Here is a 12,692-nt window from a genome sequence, read left to right as displayed (position 1 = left end):
CAGAATTTGAGTTATATCCATGCCAGAAGACCAAAATAAAACTGATCAACAGACAGAACCGGCAGCACAATCTGAACAGGTTGAGCATGAAAAGACTGAAGCTCCTGCTACACCTCAACCTTCCAGCAAGCTGATTCCAACCAGACATTCCACTTTATTCTGGATGCTGCTTGTTTTAATTATTGGTATTACAATTATCTTATGGGCCTGGCGTTTAGGTCCGTTTCATACAGCAATCGAACGTACTGATAACAGCTATGTTAAAGGGCAAACAACTATTTTGTCTTCTCAAATTAATGGCTATATTCAGCAGGTTATGGTCAAAGACTTTGACTATGTCAAAAAAGGGCAACCTTTACTGAGAATTGATGCGAAAACTTATGGGGAACAAGTTGTCCAGGCAGAAGCTGCGGTAGAACAGGCAGAAAACAATCTGGCTAACCAAGAACAGGCAATTGCCCAGCACCGCGCCGATATTGCAGCAGCTCAGGCGCAGGTAGAACAGGTCAAAGCACAGTATGAACTAGCGCGTAGCCAGCTACAGCGCTATCAGCAGCTTGGTAATAGTGGTGCTGCCTCTAAAACAGAACAGGATAGAGCCGCAGCTGATGTAAAAAATGCACAAGCACAGCTTAGACAGGCTGAGGCAAATGTTGAGGTCGCACGTGAAGCATTGAAAACTGCTCAAGTGGCCCAGATTGGTCTGAAAGCACAGGTCAAAAATGCACAGGCACAACAAGCACAGGCTCAGACCACCCAAAATTATAGTCTGATCAGTGCTCCAATGGACGGCCAGCTTGGAGAGGTAAACCCGCGTGTGGGGCAATACGTTGCTGCAGGTTCACAGCTGTTATTTCTGATTCCAAAACAGACTTGGGTTATTGCCAACTTTAAAGAAACCCAGATTGCCAATATGAAAGTTGGTCAGAAAGCAATTTTTACAGTAGATGCTTTGAATGATCGTCAGTTTACTGGTCGCGTAGAACGGATCGCTCCAGCAGCCGGTTCAGAATTTAGTGTAATTAAGGCTGATAATGCTACAGGCAATTTTACCAAGGTGGTACAGCGTATATCGGTACGGATTGCAATTGATCCAAATCAGCCAGGAATTAAGGATTTGCGTCCGGGTATGTCCGTAATCAGTTCAGTTGATACCAGCTCATAATGAGCTGTTTAAATAACTACCATGTAACAGCAGTGAACTGCCTTTTTAGCTACAACAGTTTATGATTGTTTTATCTTAGTCTAGTCTATATTGCCAGTTTTTATGCTTGACCTTCTAGCTCAGCCTGTACCTTACCAGACTATTATTCAGAACGCTCAACTGAGCTTAACTGTCAAGCGGCTAGATCTGGTTCATCCAGAAATTTCTGGCAATAAATTTTATAAACTTAAAAACAATATCCATTTTGCTCTGGCAGAAGGATTCAAACAGCTTCTGACTTTTGGGGGCGCTTTTTCGAATCATATTGCTGCTACCGCCGCCGCAGGCAAACTTGCCGGTTTATCTACTATAGGTATTATCCGGGGAGAAGAACTGGCTCAGCGTCCGTTTAATCCAACCCTTATGCAGGCCCAAGCAAATGGCATGCAGCTCTATTTTGTAAGTCGTCATGAATACAGACACCGGGCTGATCAGGCCTACCTGCAGACGTTACAGCAACGTTTTCCTCAGGCTTATATCATTCCAGAAGGCGGTACCAATTCACTCGCCGTAACTGGGTGCAAGGAAATCCTTTCTTCAGAAGATCTGGAAAACTATGATGTTTTCTGCTGTGCGGTGGGTACTGGCGGAACTATGAGTGGCTTGATTGAAGTCAGTTCAGAACAGCATCAGGTCTTAGGTTTTCCAGTGCTAAAGGGAGATTTTTTACAAGCAGAAATCACTCAATGGACTAACAAAACCCACTGGCAGCTGCTACAGGATTATCACTTTGGTGGTTATGCTAAAACTACGCCTGCACTGCTCGACTTTATACAACACTTTAAGAAAGCTTATAGTATTCCTCTTGAACCAATCTATACGGCAAAAATGCTATTTGGACTAATAGATCTGATTCAAAAGAATTATTTTCAACCTCATACCCGTATTCTCGCCATTCACAGTGGAGGATTACAAGGTTTCCCTCTACATCCTGAATCTTTTTCTGAAAATCGACTATAATGCCGAGCTTTTTTATGACTGGGAATTACTATGGCTGCAGCATATTATGATGTGATTGTTATAGGTGCCGGCGCATCTGGACTAATGCTCGCAGCTTTGGCTGCCAGACGGGGGCGTAAGGTTCTGGTTGTAGAGAAAGCCAATAAAGTCGGCAAAAAAATTCTTATGTCTGGTGGCGGTAAATGTAACTTTACCAATTTATATGTCGAGCCTGAACACTACATTTCCCATAATCCGCATTTTGTTATCTCTGCTCTATCCCGCTATAGCAACTGGGATTTTATTGGACTGGTGTGTGATTATGGTATTGAGTATGAAGAGCGCAAGCATGGACAGCTCTTTACCTTAAACGGCGCCAAAGATATTTTAAACATGCTGCTCAGTGAATGTAAAAAAACAGGGAATGTTGAAATTCGAAGCAGCTGTGAAGTCAAAGCGGTAAATCCACTTTGTGAAAACAGCTTCGAAGTTATCACAGCACAAGGTCAGTTTAACTGTGAATCTGTTGTTGTAGCTTCTGGTGGTTTGTCTATTCCTACACTGGGTGGTTCAGGTTTCGGCTATGAACTGGCAAAACAGTTCGGTCATTATATTTACCCTACTCGTGCAGGCTTAGTTCCTTTCACCTTTAGTGATCAGTTCAAGGAAGTGACTACCCGTTTAAGTGGTAATGCACTGGAGGCAACTCTAAGTAATTCCTTAAATACTTTTACTGAGGCCCTGTTATTTACCCATCGCGGTCTAAGTGGCCCAAGTGCCCTACAACTGTCTAATTATTGGTGTAATGGTGAAAGCTTTCAGATTAATTTTCTGCCGGGAACAGATATAGCGATATGGTTAAAACAAAAAAAGCAGTCGCAGCCTAAAGTTCTGCTCCGTACATTACTTAATGAATATATAGCTAAAAGTATTGTAGTAGAGCTACAGAACTTGATTTGGCCTGAAGAATCTGAAATTGGAATTGGTAATTTAAGTGACCAGAGACTAGAAGAAATCGGTGAGAATCTGCAAAATTTTAGTGTTAAGCCTTCTGGCACAGAAGGTTACCGTACCGCTGAAGTAACTTTGGGTGGGATAGACACGACTGAAGTTTCATCCAAAACCATGGAAAGCAAAAAACAGAAAGGGATTTATTTTATTGGTGAAGTGTTGGATGTCACTGGTCACTTAGGGGGATACAACTTTCAATGGGCATGGGCTTCTGCCCATGCTGCCAGTCAATATGTATAAGTTATTCGAGATAATCTGTACGTAATAAAATGATCTGGCGCGCCTGCTGTAAACGGCTAATGGCTGTTTCCATCTTGTTTACAGCAAGCCTCATTGAACTTGATTTTTCTATTTTAAACATTGTATTTAAAAGATTTTTAATTGACATAACAGTTCCTTGTTTAGATTTTTATTGAATAGCTGAGTAATATTTTTCTTTAAGTGTTCATCATATATAAACTGTTTCCTCAGTACAATTGAGACCCTATAAAATTTGCCATATTTTCATGACGATATTTGGTCCTAAAGATTTTTCAGAACTCCTCATGCTTCTGTTCTGGACATTTTACCTTTGAATTATGTTCGGACTTATTTTCGGTTACATTCTGTTTATGACTTAACTCAGAATTTTTCTTAAAGATAAACTTATAAGCCGCACTTAAAAAACCTGTAGTAATACCGGCAATAATTAATGGTGCAAGAACCTTGTTGGGTGGACGTCGCTCCGGATAGTTTTGCATTATTTTTATACCTCTCCTGTTATGAACTTAAAAAGAAAGGCCACGCTCAGGTGACCCATCTTTTATTCAGATCAAAGCTTATTTTTGTTCATCTTTCTTTTCTGGATTTTTGTTAGCATCTACATTCGGCTCCGCTTCACCTGTAGAGCCAAATGGATTATTAGTAGGCGGATTTACTGGATTAACCCCTACTGAATCAGGCGTAACCTGATCAATGCCAGAGGCTTCATCATCACCATATGGTGCAGTCGTTAATGTCGCCGGAGTAGTATTTGACAAATCAGTACGCATTGGCGCATTGGTATCATTATCGGTATCTGGCATAAAAGTTCCATTCTCCGCAGTTTTAGTTGTGCTGTCAGTTACCTGAGACGAAGCCCCGTCCATAGATAATTCAGATGATTTAGCAGCTGAAGTATCTGTACCTTGAGATGAAGTCATTGACGGGCTAGTTGCAGGGGTGTGAGCAGCTGCAAATGAACCAGTGGTTGAAGTCATTGTTGAACTGGTAGTACCGGAGTCATTATTACGTAAAGGATTTGGATGGTTCGCCTCACGTTTCGCTTTATCAATCAAGTCAGTCAAAACACGTTCAGCCGGTTGGCGTCCACCTAAACCAAAGGCTAGAGCAAATGCTACTGCCACCGCACCCAGAGTTAGACCAAAGGCAAGGTTTACAATAGAGTCGGCAATGCCCATTGCACGTAGACCCATAGCAATTACCAGACCCATGATTAATACACGAACCAGGCAACCTAACCAACGTGAACTATTGTATTCACCACGTTCAACAACATTCGCTACTATATTGGCCAGCCAGAAACCTACTACCAAAATTACTGCACCTAGCAGAATATTGGCACCAAAGTAAATGAACATGGCAATCAGCGCGCTGACCTGCTCAAAACCAAGACGGTTTGCTGCTTCAGACAGAGCAAACAGCATAGTGAAGAATACAATTAGGTAACCAACAATACTGGATACTTTGGCATTACCCATGAAGCGCTGAACACCAACCTTAGCTGGTAGTTCATCTGCACCTGTACCGGCAATCAGTTCAGCAACCAGACGGCCAACAAAGCGTGACACGATGTATGCCAGAATCAGAATCAGGCCCGCAGCAATAATATGCGGAATTGCATTCATGATTTCATAGAGCATCGCAGTTGCAGGTTGAGAAATACTTTGTATACCTAGTGCTTCAAAAGCTACAATCAGTGCTGTAATCATAATGATTGCAAACACGAATGAACCAAGGAATCCAGGTAAATTAGAATTTTTAAATAAACCTACTTTTTGTACCTGAGTCTGCAAATCAAGGCTATTAACCAGACCTTCTACAATGCCACGAACAATTTTGGCCAGAATGTAGCCTGCAAATAGGATGATAGCTGCCATGAATATATTAGGAATATATAGCGCAGCTTTATTAACCAGGTTTTGAACTGGCACCAAGAGGCCATCCAGTCCCAGAATAGAAAGGACAATTGGCAGGAACAGTAAAAGGATTAACCAGTAAATGATATCAGCAATATTTTTACTGATAGGACTTACACCAACGTCATTACTCAACTTTTCATCAAGTTGTGTACGGGCCAGTACCTTGGTTAAACCGGTACGCACCAGACGTGCTACCAGCCAGCCAATAAAGCCTACCGCGATTGCTGCGATCAGATTAGGAATAAATACCAGCACCTGACTGATCATATTACTAAACGGACCGCTGACGCTATTGATATTCAGAACATTTAAAGCAGCAATAATGGCAATAATTAAAATAAACCAGAATACAATACGTGAGAAAAGTCCCTCATAATTCGGAGACGTTCCTGTAGTTGTAGTGTGCCCTGCTGCATTAGATAATTTATGATTGGTATTCATTTTTTGCAGAAGCTTTTTAACTCCGGCAGCAATGACCAATGCAATAATCCAGCCCAGAATTAATATCACAACCGCCGCAATAATGGGATGGAATTGATCCCAATAGTACATTGCATCAAAACCCGGACCTCGGGCTCCTCCAGCATAGTAATCATTCATTTTGTTATGCCCTCTTGTTATGCTTCAATTTGCTTGTTTTAAAGCGTTTTAAGTTGTTAAGAATGTTTAGAAAGCTAGGCTTATATTCCTTTTCAACATATTTTGTGGACAATGTTTATTCAACTACAGTGAGCATAAATACAACAAATCGTCAGTAAAAGATTGCAAAAAAGCCCTAATGTATACACATTAAGGCTATAGGCTGAGGTGACTTAAGTGGATAGCAATATTTAAACGGCCGCCACTATAGTCTGATCCTCGTCTAGCTAGCCTTATTGACCATGGGCAGAGCCAGTACCGGTATCATGAGCTGCTGCTGTACCGCCAGTATCTGTTGCCGTTGCCGTACTGTTGTCTACTGCTGTCGCTTCGGTATTACCGGCTACTGCTGGGGTTGTATTGTTCATGGAAGCTTGTTCCATTTCTGCATTAGGATGCTGTGGCGGAGCCTCAGAAGAATCCGGATCACGGTCGCCAATCATATAAACCACTAAAGCCGCCAGAAAAATACCTACCGCAATAAGAATATAAATAGGTAAACGGTTTTTTTTTGCCGTATCCTGTGGGCCATTAGTATGAGGCGGTTTATTAAAATCGTGTTGCATAGTCATTCTCTTATTCTTATGGCTTGGATTTTCATCATAACAAGCACTTATGTTGTATTGTGTGAAAAAGCATAGTGGGAACGTGTGCAATGTTTCTAAGTTGTAGTTAAAAATGCGCTATACTATTGGGCCAAGTTTTATGCATTCTGTTTATTTATGGCATATCGTCTACAGCGTACCTCACTGGATTTAGACACCGATGTTACGCATCAGTGCTATTTACATCATACGCGTGACCTGCACCTGATCGGGATTATTGAGTTTAGCAAGCCTAGCTATGTATTAAAGTGGGGCGATCTAGAATACTTCCGGCGTCGTACTGAAGAATTTTCAGTAATGCCGTTTCCCGATTGTGTAAATGCGATGATCATTGATATTCGTAATATCAGTGCATTTCTGGATCAGGAAGTGCCTATCATTCCTTGGCGCCTGCTTGAAGAAGACTGTCCAATCCGGCTGGTGGTCCCACAAGACCGTATTGAACATTATTCAGGGATATTTGAACCGACTTGGCTCAGTTCAGATGTTGACAGTGCAATTCAGGAGATCCGCGAGTTCGTAGATATGTTTGTGCATTAAACATATCTATATATACTTATTATCCCTTACCAGTAATTTTCCACCGCAATATTTCCCTCACCCCGACGATTCATACTGAGCCCACGCCGTTTCAGTGCCTCTTTGGTATCTTCTACCATTTGCGGATTACCACAAAGCATCACATGACTGGTCTCAGGGTTAAATTGCAGCCCTGCCGCAGCTTCCAGTGCACCATTTTCAATAAGTACGGGCAAACGTTCATGTAATCGGGCATTTGGGTCACGGGTGATAACTGGTATAAAATGAAAGCCTTGTTGCCCTTCCCCAAATATTTTGGCCATTTCCTGAATGCGGTCTAGATAAGCCAGCTCGGCCGCTGTACGTACACTGTAGACCAGCTGAATTGACTGATATTTAGTCCAAGTTTCAAAATCCTGTAGCATTGATAGAAACGGCGCCAGACCAGTTCCTGTGGCAAGCAGCCATAGATCTTTAGGCAGTGGCAACTGATAACGTGCCAAAGTCAGATATCCATAAGGAATCTTTTCCAGATACAGCTCGTCATTTACTTTCAGGTACTGTAGCTGAGAAGTAAAAGCCCCGTCAGGCACAACAATCGAGAAAAATTCCAGAGTTTCATCAAAAGGTGAAGAAACAATTGAATAAGCGCGTACGATCAGCTCATCTCCAACTTTTAAGCCTATACGCGCAAACTGGCCGGCAGTAAACTTGAAATGTGCAGGTCGTGTCAGCGTAAAACTGAACAGGTTAGAGGTCCAGCGCTGTACTGATAAAACTTTTTCCTGAGTAAATTTTTCAATTGACATGATTTCTACATGGCATGAGAGACTGTGCTCATGGTAGCATGACCATCTATTTATTTTATATTTTTTAAACGTTAAGGCTTCATTCATGCGTATGACATTACGCCAGCTGGCGGTTTTTGTAGCAGTTGCTCAAGAGGGTACCGTCACCCGGGCAAGCGATGCCGTAAAACTGACTCAAAGTGCAGCCAGTATGGCACTGGCAGATCTGGAAGATGGTTTGGGTGCCCCCCTGTTTGACCGCTTAGGTAAACGTCTGCAACTGAATGATCTGGGACGTTTCTTGCTTCCGCAAGCTTTAGAAATACTAGGTCGTTGTGAGTCTTTTGAACAGGCTGCCAAAGGTGAACTACAAAGTATTGATTTGCGTCTGGGTGCCACCTTAACGATCAGTGATTATTTAATGCCTGATCTGATGGCTGGTTTTTTGCAGCTTCAGCCCCAAGCTCATCTACAGCTTCAGGTAGGTAATACCCGCCAGATGATTGAAGCTGTAAATCAGTTTCAGCTGGATTTGGCACTCATTGAAGGCTCATGCCATTTACCCCAACTGCAATGTATCCATTGGCGTGATGATGAGCTTGCTGTCTGCTGTGCACCTGATCATCCATTGGCACAGCTTAAACAACCGCTGAGTCAGAAAGATTTTTTAAATGCTGAGTGGATTTTGCGTGAAGAAGGCTCAGGTACACGTGAAGTATTTGATAATAGTATTTTGCAGGATCTACCTGATGCAAACATCCGTTTAACGCTTGGGCATAATGAAGCCATTTTAAAAATTGTCGCTGGCGGTATGGGCATTTCCTGTATTTCCAGACTAGCTATTGAGCCTCTTCGTGAAAAAGGTCAGTTAGTCATACTAGACACACCCTTCTGGCAGTTAACGCGCCCTCTTTTTATGCTGGTTCACCGCCAGAAATATCAGGGTCCGGGTTTAAAAGCATTTATGCGATTTTGTGAAGAGAAATAAAAAAAGCGCCTTAAGGCGCTTTTTTTATCAGTCTACATCATTTTCATTGGCTATATTCTTACTGTCTTTCTTATTTTGGAGCAATTTTTTAAAAAATCTCATTTTTTAGCAAGAATTCATCTGGCTAATATCACGCTCATTCTAGCCAGATTAAGCGGGTACAGGCCTTTGCTATAATGTTACACTCTTAACCTTAACAGCATAATTTGCAGTATTTCAAATTTAAAATATTCTAATAAAAAAAGAGGCTTTTGCCTCTTTCTTATCTCGACAGCAAATATTTTAGTCTTTTTGTACTGAACCAAAAATCTTGTCGCCTGCGTCCCCTAGACCCGGCACAATGTACCCCTGTGCATTTAGTCCTTCATCAATTGAAGCAGTAAAAATACGCACATCTGGATGAGCATCTTCTACTTTCTTGATTCCTTCAGGCGCTGCAACCAGGACCATCACACGGATATCCTTACAGCCACTGGCTTTAAGGACATCAATTGCAGCCACTAGCGAAGCACCTGTGGCCAGCATTGGATCAATAATCATGGCGATACGATTTTGTACATCTGGAACCAGTTTCTTATAGTAAGTCCGCGCTTCTAATGTTTCTTCATCACGTTCAAGCCCCAATACAGAAACTTTGGCGCTCGGAATCAGGTTTAAAAAACCATCCAGCATACCAATGCCGGCACGTAAAATTGGTACTACGGTAATTTTTTTACCGGCAATACGTTGAGTTGTAACTGGTCCTGCCCATCCTGCGATTTCATGGTCAACTACTGGCAGATCCTGTGTTGCTTCATAAGTCAGCAGCATAGTAACTTCCTGAGCCAGTTCACGGAAATTTTTGGTGCTAATATCGGCACGACGCAAAAGACCAATTTTATGACGGATTAATGGATGTCGGATTTCTTGAATGGGCACGGGAGAACACCTAAAGAATAAGTTTTAGTTGGGGGCATTATAAATGTTTTTTATATCTGAAATAAGCAAAGCCCCCAATGTCTGGGGGCTTTTTTTGTTAAATCCAATAATTTTTAAGAATTATTGCTGACTTAACATGAAGTGGATTGGAGATAAAATCTCGGCTTGGAGCGCAAGCTTGATCATCGGATCTGGATAGATACCCAAGAACAATACCAGCACAGCTGCACCAAGAACCATTAAACCGCCGACTTTCTGGCCCCAGTGCTTATCTGCATCGATACGTGGTGTCTCAGGCGGCGTCATATACATAACCACCATTACACGCAGGTAGTAATATAGACCAATACCTGAACCTACAATCACCATTGCAGCCAAGAACCAGTGCTGGGTAGTAACTGCTGCCATAACTACAAGAAACTTACCAATAAAGCCTGCAGTCAACGGAATACCGGCTAAAGACAGCATCATGACAGTTAAGGTTGCAGTCAGAACCGGACGGCGCCAGAACAGACCTCGGTAATCTGCCAGTGATTCAGCTTCATCCAGATTATTATATGGACTCGACATCAGGGCAACAGCACCGAAAGCGCCGATCGTAGTTAATACATAAGTAATTACGTAAACACTTACACTGCCCAGACTTACATAGGTCATGCTGACCAGTGCAATCAGCAGATAACCGAAATGCGAAATCGATGAATAACCTAGAATGCGCTTTAAGTTTACTTGACGAACTGCCAGCAGGTTACCGACCAGAATCGATAAAACTGCAATAATGGTAATAATAGTTACTAGTGACTCAATCAGGATCGCACCTGAAGTGAGTATATAGCGCACAAACAGGCCAATAGTTGCTACTTTTGCTGCGGTAGCAAGGAAGGTTGCCATCGGTGCTGGTGCACCTGCATAAACATCAGGCGTCCATTTATGAAATGGCGCCAGCGATAGTTTAAATGCAATAGCAAAGATAATCAGTCCCAGACCAATAATTACCATTGGTTGCTGGATTGCCTGCATGAGTGCCTGTACTGAATCATAGAATGACAGTGAGCCAGTATAAGCATAGATATATGCCATACCCATCAGTAGCATAGCTGAAGCAGTAGCTGACAGCACCAGGTACTTCACACCAGATTCAAGAGAGCGGGCGCGCTGATGTGTATAGGCCAGCAAACCGTAAACCGGAATTGACATCAGTTCGAGGCTGATAAAGAAAGATGCATAGTGACTGCTTGAAACCATCAGCATTGCACCAACCACTGAAGTCAGTAGCAGAATATACAGCTCTTCACGGTTACTCTTATAGGTCTCGATATAAGCATGAGACAGTGTTGAACAGGCCAGTGCAGCGATCAAGATCAGTAACTGGTACAGCATGGTAAATGGATCAACCATAAACATGCCCATAACATTCGCCGGTACAAAATGACCACCGAACATTTCCATCAGGATATAGATGACGGACAGGTTTAAACCCACTACTGTGGCAGTAGCAATCAAGTTATGGTTACGTTTGATTGCCGTGAGGATCATTACCACGATCGCAGTTAAGGCCACGATCATCACAGGAGCTAATGGCATAAGCTCGGAAAATGACATTGTGAAGTTCATGGCTTATTGGATCTCCACATTTTCGAGTTGAGTCGACACCTGCTGGGTGACATCAACGACTTCTTGAACAGGAATGTAGCTATTTGCTAACCACGCCATACTTGAGTTGGACACATCAAGGAAAGTTTGTGGATAGAGACCAAGCCAGACTAGACCTAGCGCACAGATCAGCAGAATTACCATTTCACGAGCATTCAGATCTTTTAATGGATGTGAATAATGCTGCTTTTGTTCTTCATTTGGCACACCAAATAAAGCTTTGTGAATCAGGATTAAACCATACAGACCGGCAAATACCAGACTGACTGCTGCAAGAATTGTAAATACTGGGAATTTTGCATAAGAACCCATCAGGATCAGGAACTCACCAATGAAGTTACCCAAACCAGGAATACCGACTAACGCTGCCACAAAGAACATCAGGAAGAATGGCAGATACTGGAACTGACCGCGAATACCGCCCATCAGACGCATATCACGTGTATGCAGACGCTCATAAATCTGGCCACACATAATAAACAATGCAGCAGACGACAAACCATGAGCCAGCATCATGATCATCAGACCCTGGAAGGTCAGGATATTACCGGCATATAGCGCCAATAACACAAAACCCATGTGCGAAATGGAAGTGTAAGCCAGCAGACGCTTCATGTCTGTTTGCTGGAAAGCACACCATGCGCCGTAAAAAATACCGATCAAACCAAAGATAATAGCGATATTGGCAAAATCTGCAGATGCTGCCGGAAAGAACGGAATAACAAAACGGAGCAAACCATAAGCAGCAGTCTTAATCAGGATCCCTGCAAGGTCAACCGAACCTGCTGTAGGCGCCTGAGCATGGGCATCTGGTAACCAGCCATGTAACGGGAATACTGGCAACTTGACCGCAAACCCGATAAACATACAGATCATAAATGCGTATGCAACTGAAGGCAGCTGAGTGTCCAGTGCATTGGCAACGCCCAGCAGATAGTTATAGCTGAAGTTGATGGTACCGGTCATCATATAACCGTAAATCACCAGCCCCAGAATACCGATCAGCATGATCAGGCCTGCAACCTGCGTATAAATAAAGAACTTGGTTGCCGCATAAACACGCGAACGTCCATTTGAACCTTTATGTCCCCAAAGTGCGATCAGGAAGTAGATCGGCACCAGCATCATCTCCCAGAAGAAGAAGAACAGGAACATGTCGATAGCCAGAAATACCCCGATGACTCCACCTAGAGACCATAATAAGTTCAGGTGGAAGAAACCAACATTTTTCTGGATTTCACCCCATGA

At 42.7% G+C, this 12,692-nt stretch carries 13 protein-coding genes; 5 read left to right on the top strand and 8 right to left on the bottom strand.

The window, feature by feature from the left end:
• Window positions 1–19 precede the first annotated feature (19 nt).
• From B3R63_RS08960 to B3R63_RS08950, 3 genes are all read left to right on the top strand, one after another.
• Window positions 20–1,165, top strand: coding sequence for an HlyD family secretion protein (locus B3R63_RS08960; protein ID WP_286729876.1), 1,146 nt, complete (start codon window positions 20–22; stop codon window positions 1,163–1,165).
• A gap of 102 nt (window positions 1,166–1,267) precedes the next feature.
• Window positions 1,268–2,164 (top strand): 1-aminocyclopropane-1-carboxylate deaminase/D-cysteine desulfhydrase, encoded by an 897-nt coding sequence (locus B3R63_RS08955; RefSeq protein ID WP_286729874.1) that lies wholly within the window; start codon window positions 1,268–1,270, stop codon window positions 2,162–2,164.
• A gap of 30 nt (window positions 2,165–2,194) precedes the next feature.
• Window positions 2,195–3,394: an NAD(P)/FAD-dependent oxidoreductase gene (locus tag B3R63_RS08950; protein WP_286729872.1), complete on the top strand. Its 1,200-nt coding sequence runs from the start codon at window positions 2,195–2,197 to the stop codon at window positions 3,392–3,394.
• Between the two features lies 1 nt (window position 3,395).
• On the opposite strand, the gene B3R63_RS08945 is transcribed toward B3R63_RS08950, so the two are convergent.
• From B3R63_RS08945 to B3R63_RS08930, 4 genes are all read right to left on the bottom strand, one after another.
• Window positions 3,396–3,542 (bottom strand): hypothetical protein, encoded by a 147-nt coding sequence (locus B3R63_RS08945; RefSeq protein WP_005027661.1) that lies wholly within the window; start codon window positions 3,540–3,542, stop codon window positions 3,396–3,398.
• A gap of 145 nt (window positions 3,543–3,687) precedes the next feature.
• Window positions 3,688–3,894 carry a hypothetical protein gene (locus tag B3R63_RS08940; protein ID WP_248132445.1) on the bottom strand — a complete coding sequence of 69 codons (207 nt, stop codon included), beginning with the start codon at window positions 3,892–3,894 and terminating at the stop codon, window positions 3,688–3,690.
• Window positions 3,895–3,972: 78 nt separating this feature from the next.
• On the bottom strand, window positions 3,973–5,934 hold the full coding sequence (locus B3R63_RS08935) for a mechanosensitive ion channel (RefSeq protein ID WP_286729869.1): 1,962 nt from the start codon (window positions 5,932–5,934) through the stop codon (window positions 3,973–3,975).
• Window positions 5,935–6,206: 272 nt separating this feature from the next.
• Window positions 6,207–6,539, bottom strand: a complete 333-nt coding sequence (locus B3R63_RS08930; RefSeq protein WP_005406693.1) for a hypothetical protein — start codon at window positions 6,537–6,539, stop codon at window positions 6,207–6,209.
• Between the two features lie 156 nt (window positions 6,540–6,695).
• On the opposite strand from B3R63_RS08930, the gene B3R63_RS08925 reads away from it, so the two are divergent.
• A complete protein-coding gene (locus tag B3R63_RS08925; protein ID WP_005018694.1) occupies window positions 6,696–7,118 on the top strand; it encodes a hypothetical protein in 423 nt (140 codons plus the stop codon).
• A gap of 26 nt (window positions 7,119–7,144) precedes the next feature.
• On the opposite strand, the gene B3R63_RS08920 is transcribed toward B3R63_RS08925, so the two are convergent.
• A complete protein-coding gene (locus B3R63_RS08920) occupies window positions 7,145–7,906 on the bottom strand; it encodes a ferredoxin--NADP reductase (protein WP_005406562.1) in 762 nt (253 codons plus the stop codon).
• Window positions 7,907–7,991: 85 nt separating this feature from the next.
• Here B3R63_RS08920 and gigC point away from each other — a divergent pair, with 85 nt between their 5' ends.
• Window positions 7,992–8,873 carry a LysR family transcriptional regulator GigC gene (gene gigC / locus B3R63_RS08915; protein WP_005018690.1) on the top strand — a complete coding sequence of 294 codons (882 nt, stop codon included), beginning with the start codon at window positions 7,992–7,994 and terminating at the stop codon, window positions 8,871–8,873.
• A gap of 282 nt (window positions 8,874–9,155) precedes the next feature.
• Here gigC and upp read toward each other — a convergent pair whose 3' ends face one another.
• The 3 genes from upp to nuoM all read right to left on the bottom strand — a co-directional run.
• Complete coding sequence (upp, locus tag B3R63_RS08910) at window positions 9,156–9,791, bottom strand: uracil phosphoribosyltransferase (protein ID WP_005018688.1); 636 nt, start codon at window positions 9,789–9,791, stop codon at window positions 9,156–9,158.
• Between the two features lie 120 nt (window positions 9,792–9,911).
• Window positions 9,912–11,405, bottom strand: a complete 1,494-nt coding sequence (gene nuoN / locus B3R63_RS08905; RefSeq protein ID WP_005018687.1) for an NADH-quinone oxidoreductase subunit NuoN — start codon at window positions 11,403–11,405, stop codon at window positions 9,912–9,914.
• A gap of 3 nt (window positions 11,406–11,408) precedes the next feature.
• The coding region (nuoM, locus tag B3R63_RS08900) for an NADH-quinone oxidoreductase subunit M (protein WP_286729865.1) at window positions 11,409–12,692 on the bottom strand (1,284 nt) is incomplete at its 5' end.

This window comes from Acinetobacter sp. UBA1297 (assembly GCF_002307755.1).
In the GTDB taxonomy this organism is placed as follows: Bacteria; Pseudomonadota; Gammaproteobacteria; order Pseudomonadales; family Moraxellaceae; genus Acinetobacter; species Acinetobacter radioresistens.
Note: the sequence above shows the minus strand (reverse complement) of the source record. Positions and strands in the feature narration are given on the sequence as shown.